Raw genomic sequence first — 21,636 nt, forward strand, 5'->3', positions numbered from 1 at the left:
GGATGCCGTTTTCCTCTTGGACTACGGGGGTCTGCAATGGTTTTTAATTGATCTATGAGGGTCATGGGTTGATGGTTGAATATGGTTTATCAACCCATCCTCATTTTTCTCTGCTGACATTGAAACCACCCTGCCTCCCCTACGAGGGGAGGGGCTGGGGGAGAGGTTTCTTAGTGAATGATATAAATTTATACACATTTTTCTGGGGGAAAAGGTAAAAATGCTCCCCGTTCCTCTAGTTCTTGAACAATAATTCCGGCTTTTGGATCTCGCATCAGGGAACGCAGGAAATTAAGACGAGTACCGCTATGAGTTTCTGTGTCAATTTCCAAGAAAATCCTCACTTTCTGCTGGCGAGACAAATGACCTTTAACTTTTTCTACTGCGGAGACAACACTCTGAGGGCCTACTTGAATCATCTGCAAAAATAGTGCAAGACTCTCAATTATTACCTCTCGACTCGTTTCTGAAACTTGCCTTTGATTAAACAAATTGACGGCGGTATTATGATGACGTGCTTCATCTTGGAGGAACTGATTTAAAATTTTACTCAAATGAGGATTTAAACAGTCCTTGGAAAGGTTTTTGTAATGGCTTAAACCCCACCCTTCCAGTACAACTTGAATCACAAATAAGAGAACTGTTTTATCCTCAGTTTCCACCAAGTCTCCCAGGAAGCGTAAGAAGGCGTTATCTGTTCCGACAGGCTCCTGAATTGGCAGCAAGCTGCTAATCTGGGAGAGGTGAGTTACTTCGTCGGCGCTGAAGAGTCCGTATAGCATACGTTCCTCAGTGGTTTCTGCTAACAGCACCATTTTCGCCATGTAACCTACGCCAGCTTTCTCCACAAAGTAGGCTTCTTCTAACAATCCGCAACTGCATAGTCGCAGAATTTCTGCTTGCTCCTCAACGCTGGAATCTTGGAAAATATTTACTTTCTGAAGACCGAAATAATGAGCATCCCAATATTGATAGCTGCCGTATTCTGAGGATACTGAATGATTGCCTAAACGACTTTTCAAAGCACCTGATAATATGCGACGCAGCTTGTCGTCAGAGCAAACATGGGGTAAGTCAAACCCAGCAGTTGCGATTTTAAAGCGATTTTGGGGGAGATTGATTCTTCCTAAAACATCGCGTGATTTTGGATTATTCACTCTGCTTCCCACGTTCCCCAAGCGATCGCGTTCTGTTTCTCAACGTGCTGAATAAACTGAATAATCGACATATCCGCCTTAGTCGGAGTCTGGAAATCAAACTTAATCGTCTGAAAAACCTGAGTATCACCTTTGGCGAAATAATTCCCTACCATCTTCGTCAACCACAGCACAACTCGATTGAAAACCCATCCTAATATACCCGGCCGCTTCTGAGTAATCAGGATAGTTTTACCTTCGGCTTTTCCTCCTTCAATCAAGCGCAAAGCAAACATAATATGAAAGTGAAGAAAATCTGGGCCTACGGTAACTGTACCAGTGCTTCCATACCAGTAGCACATACTATAAGTTACTTCATTTTTATAAAACGGGCGGATTAACTTTATAAAAAAAGAATCTTCGCCACCACGAGTAGTATTACTGAAAGTTATCGCGTTTTCGTTAATATCGTTTTTCTCAAAAACGATTTTTAAGGGTAAATTGTGAACTGTGTTGAAATGCTGCGCGTCGATAGCATTAATCATCACAACATTAGGGTGACAGTTCTTTAGGAAACTCGATGCGATCGCGCTATCACATTCATCATCTTCCAGTTCCGGAACAAAAGGCAAAGGGTGTTTGGGAGTTTCCCCAGTCCACACCCAAATCATGCCGTATTTTTCCCCTGTATGCCACGTCCGCACTCTTACGTCCAGCGGTTTTTCCAGACATGGAATGTCTACGCACGTCCCCGCTTCGTCAAACTTCCAGTTATGAAATAAACAGCGGATGCTATTACCTTCAACCGTTCCTTCCGCCAAGTGTGCGCCCATGTGGGGACAGTACGCATCGAGTGCGATCGTCCCATCTTTTCCCCGATAAATCGCTAGTTCCCTTCCCATCAAAGTTACAGGTTTTACCTCACCCACCCTAAGCTGATGAGAAGGTATCGCCCAATACCACCCCTCAATAAAGCACTCTGGATTATTGAAAGTCTTGGATTTGGGAAGCGAACTAGAAGCCTTGGAATTGAGATTTACCATCATTTATATGCTTAACCAAATTGAAACCCGCTTCTTGCGGGTTTCGCCTGTATAGCCGCGATTTCTAATCGCCCGGAAATATTATGTTGTCCACCCACTCTAACCAGCAATTTGCTGAAACAATCAAGGTGTGTGGCAAAAAATGATCTGTCCTCCTATTTTACAAACTACTTTCTACCATTACCGCTGGCCCAACTGGCTGTGGAGGTAGTGTAGATGGTTCCAATGTGACAGCTAAAGTTGATTTTGTAGAACTACAAGCAGCGGCAGGAATGGTAAATTCCGCTAAAACTGTTCCCTGCTGACTTGCATCAAAATTTGCACAAGCTATCTTCTTGTCATCAACTATTGCCCAAAGCCGATATATTTGACCAACAGGGGAAGCGGGAAGGTTTTGAAAGACAATAACCGCTTTTTGTTCGTTAGTATTAATCGCTATACTACCAGAGGCAGTATTTGCATTTTCTGTTCCTGTGAGAGTAAATAAGCGAGTATTGCGCTGTTGTAACACCTCAATTACATCTTTTTGAGCCTGCACAACTTTCAGCTGCTGCCGCAAATTGTAATTATCTAAACCTAAAGCAAGAGCTAAAAGTGCAGCCGCCCCAGCAGCAATTTTGCTCCAAGGTAAAGAAAACCTTTTTGGTATTGAGATAGGAGTTAGAGAACTATTGGCAGCTTCCAAAATGGCTGTACGCAAGTGAGGAGGAGGAGTTACTTCAGGTAAAGCATAGGGCAACACTTCCAGTGCTTCCTGCAAACTACTCACCTCTGTAGCCAATTGCGGATTTTCTGCCAGGAGCCGCTGAAATTTTAGGGCTTCTTCAGGACTGAGGTCGCCGAGGACATAACCTGTCATTAATTCTTCTAAATGTTCAGGATTTAAAGGTTCGGTCATAATACAACTATTTAATAAATTCTCGTAGAGTTTGCCTCAGTTTTAGTAGACCCGTTCGTGCGCGAGTTTTGACCGTTCCCAAAGGAATATCTAGTTGAGTGGCAATTTCTGATTGGCTCAGGCCTTCGTAGTATGCCATCTCTAATATTTGACGCTGATTTTCTGAAAGTTGCGCCAAAGCAGCCCGAACTTGTTGCGATCGCTCTCCCAAAGACACTTGTTCAAAAGGATTGTCCGTTCTTGTTTCAGCAGTCATTGCGTGTTGCCAACGCTCCAGAAACTTTACAGAAGTGCCGCGAGAGCGAAGTTTATCAATAGCACGCGATCGCGTCATAACTGTTAAAAAGCTGCTAAGAGAACCACGAGCGGGATTGTAACTATCGCTACGCCAGAGATTCAGGAAAATCTCTTGCGTTAGGTCTTCTGCCTCTTGAGGATTCCTCAAAATTTTCAGTGCTAAGCCATATACAAGAGAGCCATAGCGGTCGTAGAGAATCCCCAGAGCAGAGGATTGACCAGCTTTGAGGGCTTGAAATAAGTCTGTATCCATCCTCGTCGATGGGGTTTTGGGAGTGCGATCGCTAGAGTCAGGAGGCATACGTTCTGAAAAGAATGTCTAAACCGATACCTCTTCAGAGTCAAAGTCAGCACTTGTTCTGCTGCATCCCTCACAAGAGAGAACTTTCCTTTTTCTTTTATACGACCGAAAGCGCTAATTGGATGTCTGCCAACACAGTCGTAAATTTATTTCAGATTTATTTCAGTAATTTTGCGGTCAGTTGCAATCCAAAATGCCACTGACTCCGTAATAACAAGTAGGTCGGTTGAGTAGATTCCACAGCATCGCGCACGGGTTACTCAGCTCAGTTCCCATACGGTTCCTTCGGATAGTGATGTTCAGTCCAGGGGAGATACCCCTAACAGGGCTGAAGAAGGGAGGCTTTTCTCCTTTCTTCAGCCCTGTTAAGAGGGCTCAATCCTTAACCGAACAGTATTGAGTCCAATTCCATGTAAATCAAGATATAAAACTCCCAATGAAAAAACTGGCGCAGATAACAGCAATATCGGTAATAGTTGCAGGGCTATCATCCGTTCCTGCACAGGCTGCCACGTTCACCGAAAGCGACGACGCAGGTGAGACTCTCAGTACAGCCCAGATCCTCTCAACAATGCCAATGCCCCTAAAGTCAATCTCTGGGATGCTTTCTGGAGATGCTGACCTATTCCAAATCTTCTTAACTGGCGGTCAGACATTCTCGGCGACAACAGTCGGTAGGGCTGATTTTGATACGCAGTTGTTCCTATTCGATAAAGATGGCTTCGGAGTCTATTCTAACGATGAATCAACTGGGAGTATTGGGCAATCCACCCTGCCAATGAACAGTCCGTTCACCCCAACCAAATCCGGCATTTATTACTTGGGAATCTCCGGTTTTGACTACGATCCTGTCAGTGACAAGGGTGAAATTTTCCCTGATTTTCCTGATTTTCCTGATGTTGCCTTCGATGCAGTTGTTGGGGCGACTGGCTTTGGTGGTGATTCACCTTTGAAGGAGTTTGACGGTGCGATCTTGAGCAGTGGTGGTAGCTACACAATTGCCCTAACCGGAGTTGAAACGGCAGGAAATACGAGCATCCCTGAACCCTCCTCTGTGTTAGGAATATTAGCGCTTGGTGCTTTGGGTGCATCACGGCTAAAAAACCAGAAAAACAACCAAAAAACAGGTAATTCTTCCGCATCCTGAACATTACCTAGTTAACTCTCATCCCCTGCGATTAAATTTCCCTTCACTCAACGCCTACGCAAAAACGCTGACCTCGGAATTATTTGCAGGCAATTGAGCGCACCTCTATTAGGAGCAATCTTATGACATTTTCCTCGCGGCGCAAACTGTTAAAAATGGGCCTTTGCGGTTTTGGCGCATTAGCTTTGACGACCATCCCAAAAGCATTAACTGCACAGCCTAGTCGCACCACAAAAGCCCTAACATTTAATGCTGACGACATTGGTATCCTCAACTTTGCTTTATTGCTAGAGGAACTGGAAGCAGCATTTTATCTATCCGTTGTCAAATCTGGCAAAATTACCAATCCCAGAGAACTCGATTACATGAGAGCCTTGGGTATTCACGAAGGCGAACACGTAAAATTTTTGCGTAGCGTACTCGGCTCGGATGCCACATTCAACACCAGAGACCTCAACTTCAACCAAGCTGGGTTGGCTGGCGTACTAGCCGACCGCACCACGATTTTGAATACAGCTTTGACATTAGAGGACGTGGGCGTACACGCCTACAATGGCGCGGGAACAAGCTTAAAAAATCCTACTTACTTGCTGGCGGCTGGTTCGATTGTGAGTGTTGAAGCTCGTCACGCGGCGGGGGTACGCGGGTTGGTGGGTCGGCCTGCTACAGAAAGCGATAGCGATCGCATAATCAAAGACCCTGACTTAGTACCTGAACTCAACCCCTTTAAGGGACGGGCATACGATGAGTTGTACACGCCTAAACAAATTGTGGCTATTGTCAGCTCTTTCCAGCTTCTAAACAACCCCATCAACGGGGCGCTCGTCGCTTGAGATGTATAGAGGTATTTGACAATGAAAATCTTTTCAAACCTAACAGCACAGCAGGCGACAGAAAATATGCACTCAAAGAGCTTTAACCTCCGACTCATCCGCCCCATCGCCACCGCTGTACAAGCTGTAGTGCTGGTTTCTTTAATATTTCTATCAGTGTTCATCGCTCCAGCCGCACCTGCCTATGCTCAAGGCGCAGTGCTGACACCCCGACAAGTGGTGGAATATGCCCTAACCCTAGAAAAGCTGGAAGCTGATTTTTACGTCAAAGCGATCGCTTCAACCCAGAACGGGGGTTTGGCGAACGCTCCGCAACCAGCCAAGAATGCGATCGCATCCTATGGACAAGATGAGGCTCAACACGTTGTTGACTTGTCAGCTGTATTGACAGCTTTGGGAGGCAACCCAGATGCGATTACTATTCCAGCCAACCCCAATTACAACGCCATCTTAGGTCGCAATCCATTTACTAATCTTGCAGATTTTTTACTCGCAGGACAATACGTTGAAGATTTGGGAGTAGCAGCTTATAAAGGCCAAGTACAGAACTTGCTGGCAGCTGGAGAAGCTGGCAAAACTGTCTTAGCCGGAGCCTTAGAAATTCACACTGTAGAGGCGCGGCACGCTGCCGGCTTCCGATACCTGCGGCAAACTCTGCTCAATGCCGACATCCGACCTTGGATTAGAAATCAAAATGAGGTGATTTACAACGAAAATCGGACTGGTTTCCCAATTCCGTTTAGTAGTGAAGCCTTTGATGGCTTCGCCACAAGTGATGAAGTATTGGCGCTGGTAGCTCCAATTCTGCGTCCATAAAAACCTAAGTTTAACGATCACCATCCCCAATATTGGGTTACTTTCTTCCCGCTCAAAAATTACTCTTTACGTAGGTTGAGAAGCCACCCCCGCGCGCGGGGGTGGCTTTTGAGCGAAAGGGAAACCCCAGCCTAAAACTCGATATTTAGCTGGAGTAGATTAAAGTCTAGTCTGTAACCAGCCAACGAGAAACAGATGATAGAAATTAAACCGATAAAATCATACCAAGTTGAAGAAGTTAAGCGCGTAATTGTTGCGGTTGCCTGTGAAATCTGGCAGGTTCCTGAAGAAGCGATCGCGCATTACGATCCCATGTCTGACATAGATGATATGCGATCGCACTACTTTGACAATAACGGCACGTTCTTAGTGCTTATCGATGATGGCAGGGTTGTGGGAAGCGGAGCTATCCGGCGCTTGAATGACGACATCTGCGAACTGAAGAGGATGTGGTTTCTCAAAGATTACCGAGGACGAGGTTTGGGGATGAAAATGGCCCAGATGCTCTTAGATTTTGCTCGGAAAACAGGTTACAAGAAAGTCAGACTTGATACAACTGACAAAGAAAAACAAGCACAAGCCCTGAAGCTCTACAAGCGACTCGGCTTTTATTTTATCGAGCGATACAACGACGGTTTCTGCACTGTATTCATGGAGAAAATGCTCTAAAAGCTAATAAGCCATTAAAAATTTAAAATTATCATTCCAGTCAGATACTCGGCACAATTAAACGAAGGTGCCTCCTCCAATAGTCCAGAAATCCTAGCCATATTTTGAGGCAGAGCCTCATCAATAGCATTCCCAGTCTCTGACTGGGAACCAGGAAAGAACCGGGTTTTTTAGCCTTAATTTTGAATACTATACCGATGCCCTAGCTATTAACATCAGTCAAGCGAGAGTTCAGGAATCGATCCATCCAATTTGCAAAATAAGCCCGATTTGCTTGCTGCTGATCTTTATCAGTGGAATCTATAGGGTAGGGTGCCAATCCAAACATGGTAGCGGTTGTTACGCAGAACATTGACTTTTGAAAACTGATGCAAATTTGTACCCGCAAATCATCTTCTCCTCGACGGCTGCGGCGGTAGATATCATGCATATAGTCTGGCAAGAAGTGCCGCATATCTTGCATCAGCAAAGTTGGTGGAATTCCAGCACCGCCAATCGGTAACGGATCGGCATACAAAGCGCCATAATCAAATCTACTTTGGTCTGGGGAAATTTGCTGTGCCTGAGCGTTAAAAGAAACTGTACCTTGAAAAGGTGTTCCCCGGAAGAAAATCGCTTCTACGTATGGTATCGCTGTATCTGCAAGAAAAGTTAAACCGACTTCTTTGGGAATTATTTCATACACCTGTCCTTTAATTGGCACGGCATATGTAATCGGCAAGTTAGCAGCTGCAACTAATTCGGCGCGGATATGTTCTACCACGTCGGGAATTGATTTAATTTCTCCGCTATCGTATCTGTCAGATAACTCGATAAACATATCGCTCATCACCCGCCAGAATTGCCCCAGCCCACTGTAATAAGACGAGGTTCGCACCTGTTCTGGCAAGAATTCTGGAAATAGGCTATTGAGTCCTTGGATGAGGAAGTTGTTTTTAATTGCTGCTTGGATTGCTGGCTCTATTCGGGCTTTAAATTCTGGAGAATCCAGGTACTTATCTAAACCGCCGCCACCGTGCCACAACATTCCCCTCATGCAGTATTCAGCGTACTCATAATTAATCCGGTCGTGCCACCAGTGGCGCAGCAATTTTTTTAGAGAAATGTCACCATTGAAGTATTTAAAAAAGGGAAAAAGCACTAAAAATTGATGTTCAGCGATGTAGATGAGATTCTTAGAATAAGCATCTAAAACTATTCCATAACTTTTGAGAATCCCTACAACTTCCATCACATTTTCTGGTGTGTCGGGTAGTAAGGCACCCCCATTCATTAGTCGGTTAATGTACTCTGCTAGAGGGTGATTTGAAGATTTTAATGTAGTGCCGATCATTGCTGGTACTCCTTAGTCATTAGTCATTAGTCATTAGTCATTAGCTATCTTGTGTATGGCTAATTCCTATTTTCTTTATTACGGTTAGCAATTAGCTATTAACAAGATAGCAAGTGACTAATGACTATTAACAGAAGAAATTTGCGCGATCGCTGGTCGTGTAATCATTGCTGTTGTCGTGGTTTCACTCCAACGCGCTACCCAGTTGGGAGAGATTCCCAGAATGACGATCAGGATAGCTAAAAATATAGACGGATAGCGATCGCTCCACTCTACTGGTGGCAAATTCATCGCTTGTTCGGAAAGTCGTCCGAAGAAGGCGCGGTTAACCAGCAGCAAGAAGTACACTGCTGTTAAACCTGTACCCACCATGCACAGCAGGGTTTGAACGGGAAATACTGGAAAACTGCCCCGAAATACCAAAAATTCGGAAATAAAGCCCACCATACCGGGAATACCAGAGCTAGCCATCACCCCCAATACCATTAGACTACCAATCAGGGGCAAGCCGCGTTCTGGGTTGAGCAAACCTTTGAGGGCATCTAAATCGCGGGTGCCAGTTTTTTTGTAAACGACACCGACAAGGAGAAACAGCAGTGCGGAAATTAAGCCGTGGCTGATCATTTGGAAGACAGCTGCCAAAATGCTTACGGGAGTTGCTGCTGCTGCTGCTAAAAGAATGTAGCCCATATGAGCGATTGAGCTATAGGCGACCATTTTTTTCATGTCTGTTTGCGCGATCGCTGTGAAGGCACCATACAGTACGCTCACCGCCGCCCAAGTAGCCAGCCAGGGAGCCAGATACGCCCACGCCTGGGGGAACAACCCTAAGCCAAAACGTAGCAACCCGTATGTTCCCAACTTCAACAGCACTCCCGCTAATAGCACTGAAACCGGGGTTGATGCTTCTACGTGGGCATCTGGCAACCACGTATGGAACGGCACTAAGGGGATCTTAATACCAAAGCCTATCAAAATTCCAGACAGCAGTAGTAGTTGTGTGCCTAAAGGTAAGGACAAGGCATACAATTTTTCAAACTCAAAAGTAGTTCCCCCGCTAAGCAAAACCAGCCCAAAGAAAGATGCGAGAAGCAAAATTCCCGAAACTGCGGTATAAATCAGAAATTTTGTTGCTGCGTAGCTTCGCTTTTCTCCTCCCCAAATAGCAATCAACAGATACAGCGGAATCAGTTCCACCTCATAAAACAGGAAAAACAGCAGCAAATCCTGCGCTAAAAATGCCCCTGAAACTCCGGCATTTAAAAGCAAAATCAAAGAGTAATAAAACCGTGGTCTATTGATAGAATCATCAGTGCTGTAGAGGGCAATTAGTGTTAAAAGACTATTTAAAACCAGTAAAGGCAAAGATAAACCATCCACACCAAGATGATAGGTCAAACCTAATGTATCAATCCAAAGAATGAACTCAGAAAACTGTAGGAGTCCATCCTCTGGGTGAAACTGACTCACCAGTAAAATAGACCAAATTAAAACGCCACCCATAACCACCAACGACACTCGACGGGCAACTTGGGCGGTGAGCTGGGGCCAAAACCCAATGATGAGAGCGCCTAACACAGGCAGCCAAATTAAAGCACTAAGCATGATAGGGATTAGGGACTAGGGACTGGGGAGAAACTTAAGAGTTAGAAGTTATTAATTCCTAATTTCTAACTCTTGTATGGCCAATTAAAAAATTTCAGCGCTTAACAAAGTTAAAATTGGCCAGAGCATCAGAATTGTCAAACCGCTTAAACCCAGGAGGATAGTTAGTAAATAAAACTGGGACTGACCGGAAACGTTGTATTTCAAACTTTGCCCGCTGAAAATGGTAACGACACCAACCAGGTTAACCAGTCCATCTACCACGTAGCGGTCAATCCAAGCATTTAACCGGGAAAGCCGATCTACAGCAAAAACTACACTCAGGCGGTAAAGTCGGTCGATGTAAAAGTCGTAGGCGAACAAGTCTTGGAGAAATCGGAAGGGAACCCGAATCGATCTAGACCAATTTCTCGGCAGATAAATAACTGCTCCGAAGCTACAGCCGATTAAGCCAGATATCATCACTAGCAATAGGGCTGGTTTGTTCAGGTACTCCCAATCAGGCAACAGTGACAAGCTTTGCATCATCAATGGTACTAGGAGAGTTAACACTATCAAACTCACCATTGGCACAGCCATAGTCCAAGGCACTTCTGGCGCTCTTTTCGCCTTCGCTTGGGGTTCACCCAAGAAAATCAGACGAAACACGCGGGTTAAATTTAATGCTGTCAAGCCGTTAACTATCAGCAATACTGTCACCAGCCAGGGTTGGTGTGTCCAAAAGTCATCCATTCCCAGGCGCAATGCCCAAAATCCGCCCAGTGGGAGTAGTCCAATTAATCCAGCGCTACCGACGACAAAGGCGGTGGTGGTAGCTGGCATCCGCGACCAAAGACCGCCCATTTCTGTGAGGTTTTGGGTGTTAGTTGTCAAAATCACACAGCCAATGCTCATGAATAAGAGGGCTTTGGCGATCGCGTGAGCAAACAACAACATTAGAGCGAAACCCGTCCATTGCGTTCCGACGGCGATAAATACTATACCCAAGTAAGCGCTGGTGGAATGGGACAAGGCGCGTTTAATGTCAATTTGAGCGATCGCTACCAAACAAGCACCTATCGCTGTTACCGTCCCAATTACTACCAAGGCGCTTGAAGCCACAGGCGAAAGAATTAACACAGGCTGGAGTTTAATCAGCACATATGCGCCGCAAGCTACCACCACTGAGTTCCGCAAGATGGAAGCTGGGTTAGGCCCTTCCATCGCTTCATCCAGCCAAAGGTGCAGCGGAAATTGGGCGCATTTTCCCGTAGGGCCAGCAATCAAAGCCAAACCTAACAAAGTTGCCGTCAGTGGTGACAAGGTGGCAGTTTCTGCCCACTCATACAAATCGGGAAAATCCAAGGTTCCCGATAAAGTCGCTAGCGCCACCACTCCCATCAGCAGCAAGATGTCTCCCACCCGCTTAGTTAAAAAGGCATCTCTTGCTGCCGTTATTACCAAGGGCTGTGCATACCAGAACCCCACCAGTAAATATGTCGAAAGGGTGAGGACTTCCAAAAGGCAATAGCTAAGCAATAATGAATCGCTAATCGCCAAGCCAGTCATCGCTCCTTCAAAAAATCCCATTAGGGCAAAGAAGCGAGCCAATGCCCAATCTTTCTCCATATATCCCAAAGCGAACAGTTGCGCTAAAAGGCTTAAACCAGTCACCAATTCCATTGCCCCAACACTCACTGCTGAGATATCTACGGAAAATGTCAGGTCTAAATCTACAACTTGCAGCCAGTGGAAAACTAACTTTATCGGCTCTTGGTTCCAGGTGGATCTAAAGACAACTGTGCCATGAAGAAACGCCAAGAAAGTCATTAACACATTAAAGTAAGCCGCTGGTCTGGGGCCTGTGCGCCGGATGATGCCTGTAGACCAGGGTAAGGTCAAAACGGCACCCATTAAGCTATAAAAAGGCACCCACCAACTTGTCTGGGTGAGAAACTCTGTCATAGAAAAAAGCCTTTGCTATTTCAACATCAATTTACTTAAAATTGTTCATTGTTTATTGTGCAGCACAAACATTATCATGCACCATGAACTATGAACCTTTAGCGAGGTTTTAGAATTTTGCACCTCTCAAAATTAATCTTTGCTAGATTATTTTTTTATCGCTGTTGCCTTTAATTGGTTGTACGTTAACACTAAACAACTCCAAATCTCATAAAAATATCTCCTTAGAGATTGTAAAAGTCTCAGCATCCGTGGCTATCAAACCTAAGTTTATAAGCTCTATTTAAAAAACTTATAGCTTGAATTTGGCAGGTTATCAGCTTCTAGGTTTGGCAGGCGGATCGTGCGATCGCTCTCGCGGCGTGGCTGCGCTGGGCGGCTCACAACGAGCGCTCCCTGTCAAGCTTTTAAATTTGGTCGCTCTTACCCAATCGGGGCGGGTTATAGGTGGTATTATTGTAGTCTATGTAAAAGTTATGAAGAAATTATAAAACATAACTAAGCATTCCAGAAACTGATGAACTTCTACTAAGCAGATCCCTTATTTAGTCTATTGTTAAGTTTTTTTAAACCTTTTAATCTGAAAATATCATACTAATTTATATTGTCAAGGGAGCCTCACTTCCCTATGCTTATGGATGCAAGGGTAAAAAATAGTTCTTGAAGTGAAAAAATGGGCATTTCCGTCCAAATTTTCTTGACAAGGCAAATTTGGACTGTAATTCAACTGATTTTGTAGGAGGGAAGTAATGCCAATTGCGGTTGGAATGATTGAGACTAAAGGTTTTCCGGCAGTTGTGGAAGCCGCCGACGCAATGGTGAAAGCCGCTCGCGTGACACTGGTGGGATATGAAAAAATCGGCAGCGCTAGGGTGACAGTCATTGTCCGAGGCGATGTTTCCGAGGTGCAGGCTTCGGTATCAGCTGGAGTTGACGCAGCAAAACGGGTGAATGGCGGTGAAGTTTTGTCCACCCACATCATTGCTCGTCCTCACGAGAACTTGGAGTATGTGCTGCCCATTCGTTACACCGAAGCAGTCGAACAGTTCCGTCTTTAAAAGTTTAAAGGCGATTGTTGGGCAGTCAAATGCCGATAAATCGGTCTTTCAAGTCCAAAAAGTTTGTTTATTTATCTATAAGGGAAGGAAGAATCAATGGCAATTGCAGTAGGAATGATTGAAACGCTAGGGTTTCCCGCAGTTGTGGAAGCCGCTGATGCGATGGTGAAAGCTGCTCGTGTGACACTGGTAGGCTATGAAAAAATCGGCAGCGGTCGCGTCACCGTAATTGTTCGTGGAGACGTTTCTGAGGTGCAAGCCTCTGTATCGGCGGGAGTTGACTCTGTAAAGCGGGTGAACGGCGGTCAAGTTTTGTCCACTCACATCATTGCTCGTCCTCACGAAAACCTGGAGTACGTGCTGCCCATTCGTTACACCGAAGCTGTGGAACAGTTCCGCGAAAGTGTCAGCGGCATTCGCCCTTACAATAGACCGTAAGATTAGGTCAGTTGTCCTTTAAGAGTTGGAAAGTTAGAAAGTTGGAAAGTTGGAACGTTGACTAGAGGTAAGTTTCTATAACTTTCCAACCTTCAAACCTTCAAACGTTAAAACGCTAATGGACAACGGACAACAAATAATAGATAGTCAACACACAATCACCGAAGATGCAAATTGCTAAGGTTCGCGGCACGGTCGTCAGCACTCACAAAGAGCCTACGCTCAGAGGTGTCAAGTTACTTCTGGTGCAGTTCATTGATGAAGAGGGACAGCTACTGCCGAAATACGAGGTAGCAGGCGATCAAGTAGGTGCGGGTGTGGATGAGTGGGTTCTGATTAGTCGTGGTAGTGCGGCTCGGCAGATGGAAGGAAGTGAAAAGCGTCCTATCGATGCGATGGTAGTGGCGATTATTGACACTGTGAATGTGGAAAATCGCCTCCTATATAGCAAGAAGGAACAGTATCGTTAGTCGGTCTACTTTGTTGAGTTAGTGAGGGATCTAGTTATGCCGGTTGTCCGCAGGTATGCGGCTCCCCCGACCCCGTGGTCAAAAAGTTTGGCGGAACCAAAGATTGATGCAACCGCTTATGTACATTCTTTTTCCAACATCATCGGAGATGTGCGGATTGAGCCGAATGTGTTGATTGCTCCGGGGACTTCGATCCGGGCTGATGAAGGCTCACCGTTTCATATTGGCGAAAGCACGAACATCCAAGATGGTGTAGTGATTCATGGTTTGGAACAAGGCCGGGTCGTTGGGGATGACCAGGAGGAATACTCGGTGTGGGTTGGGAAGAATGCTTCTTTGACCCACATGGCTTTAATTCATGGGCCAGCCTATGTGGGAGATGATTGCTTTATTGGCTTTCGCTCGACAGTATTTAATGCCAGGGTGGGTCACGGTTGCATTGTGATGATGCACTCGCTGATTCAAGATGTGGAAATTCCTCCAGGGAAGTATGTAGCTTCTGGGTCGGTGATTACTTCTCAGCAGCAAGCAGACCGTTTGCCGGATGTGCAAAAGGGCGATACGGAGTTTAGCCGCCATGTGGTAGGAATTAATGCGGCTCTGCGGGCTGGGTACTTGTGTGCTGCGGATGCAAACTGCGTTACATCTGTCCGAGATGAGATGATTACATCTAATGGCGATCGCCGTCCCACTACTCAAGTATCAAGTCAGGTATCAAGTATGAATTCAGTAAGCATAGATATTTCCGAGCAAGTTAGAAATTTGTTAGCTCAAGGTTTAAAAATTGGCACGGAACACGCCGATGAGCGCCGCTTCCGCACCAGTTCCTGGCAAAGTGGTTCGACAATTGAAACAAATAACGCGGCGCAAGCGATCGCAGCCCTACAAGCAGCGCTCGAAGAATATAGTGGCGAATATGTCCGGTTAATAGGTATCGACCCGAAAGCTAAGCGTCGGGTACTAGAGCAAATTATCCAACGTCCTGACGGCAAGGTACAAGTCGCAGCTAAGACAACAACGGCGAAAACTCACTCTAGCAATGGTAGTACCACTGCCCGAACTGCGAGTGCTTCCAATAACTCAGACCTAAGTGAACAAGTTAGAAACTTGTTAGCCCAAGGCTTGAAAATTGGCATAGAACACGCAGATGAGCGTCGCTTCCGCACCAGTTCCTGGCAAAGTGGTTCGACAATTGATGCCAAAAATCAAAGCCAAGCGATCGCAGCCCTAGAAGCAGCGCTTGAAGAATATAGTGGCGAATATGTCCGGTTAATAGGTATCGACCCGAAAGCTAAGCGTCGGGTACTAGAGCAAATTATCCAGCGTCCCGACGACAAGGTACAAGTCGCAGCTAAGACAACAACGGCGAAAACTCACTCTAGCAATGGTAGTACCACTGCACAAACTGCGAGTGCTTCCAATAACTCAGACCTAAGTGAACAAGTTAGAAACTTGTTAGCCCAAGGCTTAAAAATTGGCATAGAACACGCAGATGAGCGTCGCTTCCGCACCAGTTCCTGGCAAAGTGGTTCGACAATTGATGCCAAAAATCAAAGCCAAGCGATCGCAGCCCTAGAAGCAGCGCTTGAAGAATATAGTGGCGAATATGTCCGGTTAATAGGCATCGACCCGAAAGCTAAGCGTCGGGTACTAGAGCAAATTATCCAACGTCCTGAAGGTAAGGTACAAGTCGCAGCTAAGAGCGCCCCGACTGCTGCTAAGAGTAGCTCATACAGCACTCCGCAAGTGGTTAACAGCTCTCTATTAAGCAGCGAAGTGGTGGATCAAGTGCGAAATCTGTTAGCTCAAGGCTATAAGATTGGCACAGAACACGCCGATGAGCGTCGCTTCCGCACCAGTTCCTGGCATACTTGTTCTCCGATTGAATCAACCAGACAAGGCGAAGTAATTGATGCGCTGGAAGCTTGTATGAACAGCCACAGCGACGAGTACGTGCGCTTATTTGGTATTGATACCAAAGCCAAGCGCCGCGTCCAAGAGACGCTGATTCAACAGCCGAATGGTAAGGCTGGACGTTAGGAGAGATAAGAGTAAGGAGTTAAGAATGATTAACTCTTAACTCACTCACAGGAGTTATGAGTAACGAGTTAATAACTTGTTACTTATAACTTACAGAAGTTGGAAGTTAGCAGCGCTCAACTAATAACTCATAACTTTTAATAAAAAGTTAAAAGTTATGAGTTACTAACTCTTAACTACTAACTTGCTCACAGAAGTTAGTAGTTAAGAGTTAGTAACTGGTGAGTGATAACCTATTGACAGAAGTGGGAAGTTAGCAACTCATAGCTCTTAACTCTTAACGCCTAACTTATAACTATTTAGCTCCTAGTTCCATGCACTTGCCCCTACTACCGCCGTTTAGCAATTCTCAGGTTTATGTGCAAGGGGATGTGAGTATTGATGAAAGTGCCGCGATCGCACCAGGGGTAATTATTCAAGCAGATCCAGACTGTAAAATTATTATCGCTGCTGGTGTCTGTATCGGCATGGGAACCATTATTCATGCCCACAAAGGCAACCTAGAAGTCGAGGCAGGAGTTATTCTGGGCGCTGGTGTTCTGCTAGTCGGTACGGGTAAGATTGGGGCGAATGCCTGCATCGGTGCCGCGACGACAGTTTTTAACGCATCTGTGGAATCTTGTCAAGTAGTACCGCCGGGATCTCTGCTAGGAGCCAAGGGGCGGCAAATTGCTGACACCCCACAAGCAAGAACAAGCGAAGATGCGGCAAACCAGCCAGAAAGCGAGGACTTCCCCCCAGAATCCCTAAACGGACAAGGGATAGCCACCAGCGACCCGACTCCGAGCGGCGAAGACACCCCAGAGGAGTCAGCAATCGCTACCACTCCCCCGACTCCAAGCGGCGAAGATACCCAAGAGGAGCCAGCCCCTAAGCCTCCCCCTATTGGCGTTCCCGTCTATGGACAAGCAAACCTGAACCGACTGCTGTTGACTTTGTTTCCTCATCATAAATCCGCCAACCCTCCTCCCGAAGACAATCACAGTGAATGATAGTTTTGACTTTTGGGAAGTATTAGTATTAACAACCATCAACTAATCTCTTAGTGTGGGCATACTTAAGTTAGGCAGCCAGTATTTTCTCACGGAGGTTATAGGTGGAGGTACAAAAACCAGGGCTTGTTCGTTTTGAACGGACAACTCAACCAAAAAACTTCAAAGACACTGCTCTCGGCATGGTTTCGACTCGCAGTTTCCCCGCCATCGTTGGCACAGCTGATATGATGCTGAAGTCAGCAGGGGTGACACTCATCGGGTTTGAAAAAATTGGCAGTGGTTACTGTACCGCTATTGTCCGAGGCAGGATTGCAGATGTCCGTTTAGCTGTAGAAGCAGGCGCACAGACTGCTGAACAGTTTGGTCAATTAGTCTCCTCTTCGGTAATGGCGCGTCCCATGCCCAATTTGGAAGTAATATTTCCTATTGGCAGGCGCTTGTCCGAACTAAGCGACGGCGACAGTTACAGTCGCCTGAGCAATCAAGCGGTTGGTTTGTTGGAAACGCGGGGATTTCCGGCGATGGTGGGTGCCTGCGATGCTATGCTCAAGGCAGCTGAGGTCTATCTATCCTCTTACGAAACTATTGGCGATGGTTTGTGTACCGCTATTATCCGAGGAAGGGTGGCAGATGTGGCTGTAGCTGTTGAAGCTGGGATGAGAGAAGCCGAGAGGATTGGGGAATTCAACTCGCTGATGGTGATTCCAAGACTTTTGGATGATCTGGAGCAAATCCTGCCAGTAGCGACTTGCTGGGTTGAGGAGAAACCTGAACCTCTGATGGTGCCTGTTAACGTTAAGGAAACGGAAAAACAGTTGGTAGAGTTAGAATTACCAGATTTAGCTAAGTTACCACCCCTCCGTGTGGAAGAATGATGTATATACGCTGGCTTATCCACACCTAACAACGTCTTTTCACATGGAAAGCGTTGCACATTCACGCCTTAGATGCTTTGGGAGGGAATCAGCCTGCAAAACACAGGATGAATATAGAAGATAATAACTTCCCTGACCAACCATCAAGTAAATATGCAACGCTCGTAGGAAGGAAGACTGTCACTTTGTTTCATTAATTTGATAATAACCTTGATCTCTTATAGATCAAAAACATTGTTTTCAATGGTTATGATAGATTATTATCTATAACTGCCAGGAGAAGGGCGGTTGAAGCAGGCAACGCTGCATCAGTTAAAGGTTTTTGAGGTGGTGGCTCGGCACGGGAGCTTTACTCGTGCGGCAGAGGAATTATTTCTCACCCAGCCCACCGTCTCTATGCAGGTCAAGCAGCTAACTAAAACAGTTGGCTTGCCACTGTTCGAGCAAGTCGGTAAGCGACTCTATCTTACCGATGCCGGACGGGAACTTTTGGTAACGTGTCGGGAAGTTTTCGATAGATTAGCCCAGTTTGAGATGATTGTTGCTCAAATGAAAGGGCTGAAGCAGGGACGATTGCGGCTGGCAGTGATTACCACTACCAAATACTTTGTGCCGCGTTTACTAGGGCCATTTTGCCAGATGTATCCGGGAATTGATATTGCGCTCCAAGTGACAAATCACGAACGGATACTCAGCCGCATGAGCGAGAATCTGGACGATTTGTATATCTTGAGCCAAATACCGGAGCATCTTGATATCACCTATCATCAGTTTCTGGCAAACCCCCTAGTGGTCTTGGCACCTGTCGATCATCCGCTAGCTAAGGAAAAAAATATCCCAATATCTCGCCTTTCTGGTGAGCCGTTTATTATGCGGGAACATGGATCGGGAACGCGCTCATCGGTGCAAACATTATTCGATGAGCATGGCGTTTCTGTAAAAGTCAGGCTGGAGTTGGGGAGTAACGAAGCGATTAAGCAAGCGATCGTCGGCGGCTTAGGCATATCTGTCTTATCTCGCCATACTCTAGGGCTAGATGGTGCCACCAATCAAATTACCATCCTTGATGTGCAAGGCTTTCCTATCAGTCGCCATTGGTATGTAGCATATCCTGCTGGCAAACAGCTCTCGGTTGTGGCTCGCACCTTTTTCGAGTACCTTTTGGAGAAAGCACCGCAAGTTGCCGTGGATATGTCGTGACACCCCCCGGCGCTATTTCTAGTTACCAGACCCAGTCTGGTAACTAGAAAACAGTTTCTATCGCGTCCAAGCCAGCCACCAGCCCAACAGTTTCTTAATAAACGGCGTTAAACGAGTACGGCTATATTCATCCGCCGCCTTGCGAATCACCTCAGCTTGAGTAGGATACGGGTGAATGACACTACCAAGAGTTTTTAACCCAAGATTTCCCACAATTGCCAAAGTAACTTCGCTAATCATATCGCCTGCATTTCGCGCCACAATCGTTGCACCTAAAATTTTATCAGTGCCTTTCTTTACAAAAACTTTCGCAAATCCTGCTGTTTCGCCATCGGCAACTGCCCGATCCACCTCACTTAATGGAACGAAAAAAGTATCCACCTCAATTCCTTTTTTTTGAGCGTCTTTCTCGTACATCCCAACATGGGCAACTTCCGGATCGGTGTATGTCACCCAAGGCATTGTCAGCGAACTGAGTTTTTTGCGTCCAAAAAACAAACTATTTTGAATTACAATTCTGGCAGCAGCATCAGCAGCGTGGGTAAATTTCCAATCCATACAAACATCACCAGCCGCATAAATGCGAGGGTTAGAGGTTTGTAGATTCTCATTTACAAGCACTCCTTTTTTGATGTCATACTGCACACCAACAGCCTCAAGATTTAATTTCTTAACGTTAGGCGATCGCCCAACTCCAATCAGAATTTCATCTACCGTTACAGAATCTTCTTTTCCATCCGATTCGTAATAAATAACTTTCCCTACGCTTGTTCGCTCAACCCGTTTCACCTTAGAGTTTAATATCAGCTGAACGCCTTCCCGAATAAAAGTCTGCTGGACAATTTCTGCTGCATCAGCATCTTCCTTATCCAGAATGTGGTCATTTTTATGTATTAACACCACTTGTGAGCCTAAACGTTGAAAAGTTTGAGCAAATTCGCACCCCAAGGGGCCAGCACCAATTATTGCCATTCGTTGCGGTCTTTCGGTTAGAGAAAATACCGTTTCATTAGTGAGATAACCGGCATCCTTTAATCCTTCAATGTCGGGAGCAGTAGCTTTGGCACCAGTAGCTATTACTGCCTTTTTGAAGCGCAAAATTTTTCCTCCAACTTCCACAGTATCAGCACTGTTAAAACGCGCTTCTCCCAAAAATACATCTACATTAAATTCTTCTTTAAATCTTTGAGCAGAATCGTGAGGGCTAATCTCCGCCCGAACTCGCCGCATTCGCTCCATCACTGCCGAAAAATCAATTTCTGTCCCATCAGGAACGCGAATACCAAATTTATCTGCATTCTGAATATCTCCGACAACACGAGAGGAGCGAATCATACATTTAGAAGGTACGCAGCCTACATTTAGGCAATCTCCACCCATCAAATCTTTTTCAATTAAGGCTACTTTACCACCTAAAAGTCCTGCACCTCCGGCAACAACCAGTCCCGCAGTACCTGCTCCAATGACAACCAAATTGTAACGAGACGCAGGTTCTGGGTTCACCCAATCTGGCGGATGTACATTAGCAACCAAAGTCTGATTATGTTCATCCATTGGCTGCACAATCGCTTTTTCAACTGTTTGTGACATTACAATTCCTCTCGATTAACGCTTTCTTCTAATGCTTTACGAGCGATGCGTGTAACATAAATAGTCACAGCAACTGTGGCAATAAAACCAACAACACGAATAACCCATTTTACTGCCTCTGTTTCCGGATTAGTGGGCTGATTTGCTGCTCCAATCGTGGCGAGACTACCCGCTAAAGAACCAATATAAACGTACATGATAGTCCCAGGAATCATCCCAATGGAGGCTAAAAAATAATCTTTTAAGGAAACTTGGGTTACTCCAAAAGAATAATTTAAAATGTTGAAGGGGAAAAGCGGCGAAAGTCTAGTCAAAAGAACAACTTTAAATCCTTCTCTCTTCACCGATTGGTCAAGGGCTTTGAACTTGGCATTGTTTTCTATTTGCTGGGAAACCCATCCACGAGCTAAATAACGCCCAACTAGAAAAGCGGCTGTTGCGCCTAAAGTCGCTCCTATGAAAACATAAATTGAACCCCAAATTACGCCAAAGACAAAACCAGATCCCAGGGTGAGAATGGAGCCTGGTATAAAAAGCACGGTAGCTAGAATATAAATAAGAATAAAAGTCACGGGTGCCAAAAGTACCAGGCTGTCAATCCACGCCAATAGGTTTTTCAAAGTTTCTTGCATATCAAAATATTTAGTTGCAAAAATAAAAGCCGAGATTAGGGAGGCAAGTAATAAAAATCCTACAATTAGTTTGCTATTTGAACCCGATTTGCTTGGACTAGATTCTTTATTCATAAACAACTTCATAAAACGAACCACTCCAGGCACAGAGAACCCAGAGAAAAAAGAAGTTATAGCAGTCCTATTTGATTGGTGAAAAAAAACTAGAACCGCAAAGTTTGCTAGAGAAGTAGTTTCTCAAGATTTGCTAAGAAAACTTCAGGATTTCGACGAAATCGTTGTTGTTCAATGCGATTGAGTTGATGTTGGCGTAAAT

General features: G+C 45.5%; 20 protein-coding genes. 11 read left to right on the plus strand and 9 right to left on the minus strand.

Going from position 1 to position 21,636, the window contains the following annotated elements:
• Positions 1-188: 188 nt before the first annotated feature.
• The 4 genes from H6F74_RS17675 to H6F74_RS17690 all read right to left on the minus strand — a co-directional run bounded on the left by H6F74_RS17675 (position 189) and on the right by H6F74_RS17690 (position 3,675).
• Positions 189-1,157: a ferritin-like domain-containing protein gene (locus H6F74_RS17675; protein ID WP_199301360.1), complete on the minus strand. Its 969-nt coding sequence runs from the start codon at positions 1,155-1,157 to the stop codon at positions 189-191.
• The gene (locus tag H6F74_RS17680; RefSeq protein ID WP_199301362.1) at positions 1,154-2,182 is read right to left on the minus strand and encodes an aromatic ring-hydroxylating dioxygenase subunit alpha; all 1,029 of its coding nucleotides are present in this window, start codon (positions 2,180-2,182) and stop codon (positions 1,154-1,156) included. Before H6F74_RS17680 ends, H6F74_RS17675 begins: the two co-directional genes overlap by 4 nt.
• Before the next feature lie 157 nt (positions 2,183-2,339).
• Positions 2,340-3,077, minus strand: a complete 738-nt coding sequence (locus H6F74_RS17685; RefSeq protein ID WP_190443432.1) for an anti-sigma factor — start codon at positions 3,075-3,077, stop codon at positions 2,340-2,342.
• Positions 3,078-3,084: 7 nt separating this feature from the next.
• Complete coding sequence (locus H6F74_RS17690) at positions 3,085-3,675, minus strand: sigma-70 family RNA polymerase sigma factor (protein WP_190443434.1); 591 nt, start codon at positions 3,673-3,675, stop codon at positions 3,085-3,087.
• Positions 3,676-4,111: 436 nt separating this feature from the next.
• Between H6F74_RS17690 and H6F74_RS17695 the strand changes: the two genes are divergently transcribed.
• The 4 genes from H6F74_RS17695 (at position 4,112) to H6F74_RS17710 (ending at position 7,140) form a co-directional block, all read left to right on the plus strand.
• Positions 4,112-4,822, plus strand: a complete 711-nt coding sequence (locus H6F74_RS17695) for a PEP-CTERM sorting domain-containing protein (RefSeq protein WP_190443436.1) — start codon at positions 4,112-4,114, stop codon at positions 4,820-4,822.
• A 122-nt stretch (positions 4,823-4,944) separates the two neighbouring features.
• Positions 4,945-5,655, plus strand: a complete 711-nt coding sequence (locus H6F74_RS17700) for a ferritin-like domain-containing protein (protein WP_190443438.1) — start codon at positions 4,945-4,947, stop codon at positions 5,653-5,655.
• Between the two features lie 21 nt (positions 5,656-5,676).
• Positions 5,677-6,471 carry a ferritin-like domain-containing protein gene (locus H6F74_RS17705; protein ID WP_242022181.1) on the plus strand — a complete coding sequence of 265 codons (795 nt, stop codon included), beginning with the start codon at positions 5,677-5,679 and terminating at the stop codon, positions 6,469-6,471.
• A 195-nt stretch (positions 6,472-6,666) separates the two neighbouring features.
• Positions 6,667-7,140, plus strand: coding sequence for a GNAT family N-acetyltransferase (locus H6F74_RS17710; RefSeq protein ID WP_190443440.1), 474 nt, complete (start codon positions 6,667-6,669; stop codon positions 7,138-7,140).
• Positions 7,141-7,342: 202 nt separating this feature from the next.
• Here the strand turns inward: H6F74_RS17710 and H6F74_RS17715 are convergent, their stop codons facing one another.
• The 3 genes from H6F74_RS17715 to H6F74_RS17725 all read right to left on the minus strand — a co-directional run bounded on the left by H6F74_RS17715 (position 7,343) and on the right by H6F74_RS17725 (position 12,022).
• Positions 7,343-8,473 carry a CO2 hydration protein gene (locus H6F74_RS17715; protein WP_190443442.1) on the minus strand — a complete coding sequence of 377 codons (1,131 nt, stop codon included), beginning with the start codon at positions 8,471-8,473 and terminating at the stop codon, positions 7,343-7,345.
• Between the two features lie 117 nt (positions 8,474-8,590).
• Positions 8,591-10,078: an NADH-quinone oxidoreductase subunit M gene (locus tag H6F74_RS17720; RefSeq protein WP_190443444.1), complete on the minus strand. Its 1,488-nt coding sequence runs from the start codon at positions 10,076-10,078 to the stop codon at positions 8,591-8,593.
• 84 nt (positions 10,079-10,162) lie between these two features.
• A complete protein-coding gene (locus H6F74_RS17725) occupies positions 10,163-12,022 on the minus strand; it encodes an NAD(P)H-quinone oxidoreductase subunit F (RefSeq protein ID WP_190443445.1) in 1,860 nt (619 codons plus the stop codon).
• 749 nt (positions 12,023-12,771) lie between these two features.
• On the opposite strand from H6F74_RS17725, the gene H6F74_RS17730 reads away from it, so the two are divergent.
• The 7 genes from H6F74_RS17730 to H6F74_RS17760 all read left to right on the plus strand — a co-directional run bounded on the left by H6F74_RS17730 (position 12,772) and on the right by H6F74_RS17760 (position 19,098).
• Complete coding sequence (locus tag H6F74_RS17730; protein WP_190420710.1) at positions 12,772-13,080, plus strand: carbon dioxide-concentrating mechanism protein CcmK; 309 nt, start codon at positions 12,772-12,774, stop codon at positions 13,078-13,080.
• Between the two features lie 96 nt (positions 13,081-13,176).
• Positions 13,177-13,518 carry a carbon dioxide-concentrating mechanism protein CcmK gene (locus H6F74_RS17735; protein WP_073591590.1) on the plus strand — a complete coding sequence of 114 codons (342 nt, stop codon included), beginning with the start codon at positions 13,177-13,179 and terminating at the stop codon, positions 13,516-13,518.
• A 167-nt stretch (positions 13,519-13,685) separates the two neighbouring features.
• Positions 13,686-13,988: a EutN/CcmL family microcompartment protein gene (locus H6F74_RS17740; RefSeq protein WP_190443447.1), complete on the plus strand. Its 303-nt coding sequence runs from the start codon at positions 13,686-13,688 to the stop codon at positions 13,986-13,988.
• 36 nt (positions 13,989-14,024) lie between these two features.
• On the plus strand, positions 14,025-16,028 hold the full coding sequence (locus tag H6F74_RS17745; RefSeq protein ID WP_190443449.1) for a ribulose bisphosphate carboxylase small subunit: 2,004 nt from the start codon (positions 14,025-14,027) through the stop codon (positions 16,026-16,028).
• A gap of 314 nt (positions 16,029-16,342) precedes the next feature.
• Complete coding sequence (locus H6F74_RS17750) at positions 16,343-17,020, plus strand: hypothetical protein (RefSeq protein WP_190443451.1); 678 nt, start codon at positions 16,343-16,345, stop codon at positions 17,018-17,020.
• Between the two features lie 104 nt (positions 17,021-17,124).
• Complete coding sequence (locus H6F74_RS17755; RefSeq protein WP_347269525.1) at positions 17,125-17,898, plus strand: BMC domain-containing protein; 774 nt, start codon at positions 17,125-17,127, stop codon at positions 17,896-17,898.
• Between the two features lie 288 nt (positions 17,899-18,186).
• On the plus strand, positions 18,187-19,098 hold the full coding sequence (locus tag H6F74_RS17760) for a LysR family transcriptional regulator (RefSeq protein ID WP_190443453.1): 912 nt from the start codon (positions 18,187-18,189) through the stop codon (positions 19,096-19,098).
• Between the two features lie 57 nt (positions 19,099-19,155).
• Here the strand turns inward: H6F74_RS17760 and H6F74_RS17765 are convergent, their stop codons facing one another.
• Both H6F74_RS17765 and H6F74_RS17770 read right to left on the minus strand, forming a co-directional pair.
• The gene (locus H6F74_RS17765; RefSeq protein WP_190443455.1) at positions 19,156-20,688 is read right to left on the minus strand and encodes a mercuric reductase; all 1,533 of its coding nucleotides are present in this window, start codon (positions 20,686-20,688) and stop codon (positions 19,156-19,158) included.
• Positions 20,688-21,434, minus strand: a complete 747-nt coding sequence (locus H6F74_RS17770) for a TVP38/TMEM64 family protein (RefSeq protein WP_347269526.1) — start codon at positions 21,432-21,434, stop codon at positions 20,688-20,690. Before H6F74_RS17770 ends, H6F74_RS17765 begins: the two co-directional genes overlap by 1 nt.
• Positions 21,435-21,636 lie beyond the last annotated feature (202 nt).

The organism is Trichocoleus sp. FACHB-90, from assembly GCF_014695505.1.
In the GTDB taxonomy this organism is placed as follows: Bacteria; Cyanobacteriota; Cyanobacteriia; order Cyanobacteriales; family FACHB-T130; genus Funiculus; species Funiculus sociatus.

Coding starts and splice junctions, on each gene's coding strand:
- H6F74_RS17770 (WP_347269526.1), bottom strand. CDS start 21,434: ATGAATAAAGAATCTAGTCCAAGCAAATCGGGTTCAAATAGCAAACTA.
- H6F74_RS17715 (WP_190443442.1), bottom strand. CDS start 8,473: ATGATCGGCACTACATTAAAATCTTCAAATCACCCTCTAGCAGAGTAC.
- H6F74_RS17690 (WP_190443434.1), bottom strand. CDS start 3,675: ATGCCTCCTGACTCTAGCGATCGCACTCCCAAAACCCCATCGACGAGG.
- H6F74_RS17745 (WP_190443449.1), top strand. CDS start 14,025: ATGCCGGTTGTCCGCAGGTATGCGGCTCCCCCGACCCCGTGGTCAAAA.
- H6F74_RS17735 (WP_073591590.1), top strand. CDS start 13,177: ATGGCAATTGCAGTAGGAATGATTGAAACGCTAGGGTTTCCCGCAGTT.
- H6F74_RS17750 (WP_190443451.1), top strand. CDS start 16,343: ATGCACTTGCCCCTACTACCGCCGTTTAGCAATTCTCAGGTTTATGTG.
- H6F74_RS17740 (WP_190443447.1), top strand. CDS start 13,686: ATGCAAATTGCTAAGGTTCGCGGCACGGTCGTCAGCACTCACAAAGAG.
- H6F74_RS17680 (WP_199301362.1), bottom strand. CDS start 2,182: ATGATGGTAAATCTCAATTCCAAGGCTTCTAGTTCGCTTCCCAAATCC.
- H6F74_RS17710 (WP_190443440.1), top strand. CDS start 6,667: ATGATAGAAATTAAACCGATAAAATCATACCAAGTTGAAGAAGTTAAG.
- H6F74_RS17700 (WP_190443438.1), top strand. CDS start 4,945: ATGACATTTTCCTCGCGGCGCAAACTGTTAAAAATGGGCCTTTGCGGT.
- H6F74_RS17685 (WP_190443432.1), bottom strand. CDS start 3,077: ATGACCGAACCTTTAAATCCTGAACATTTAGAAGAATTAATGACAGGT.
- H6F74_RS17720 (WP_190443444.1), bottom strand. CDS start 10,078: ATGCTTAGTGCTTTAATTTGGCTGCCTGTGTTAGGCGCTCTCATCATT.
- H6F74_RS17730 (WP_190420710.1), top strand. CDS start 12,772: ATGCCAATTGCGGTTGGAATGATTGAGACTAAAGGTTTTCCGGCAGTT.
- H6F74_RS17705 (WP_242022181.1), top strand. CDS start 5,677: ATGAAAATCTTTTCAAACCTAACAGCACAGCAGGCGACAGAAAATATG.
- H6F74_RS17695 (WP_190443436.1), top strand. CDS start 4,112: ATGAAAAAACTGGCGCAGATAACAGCAATATCGGTAATAGTTGCAGGG.
- H6F74_RS17725 (WP_190443445.1), bottom strand. CDS start 12,022: ATGACAGAGTTTCTCACCCAGACAAGTTGGTGGGTGCCTTTTTATAGC.
- H6F74_RS17765 (WP_190443455.1), bottom strand. CDS start 20,688: ATGTCACAAACAGTTGAAAAAGCGATTGTGCAGCCAATGGATGAACAT.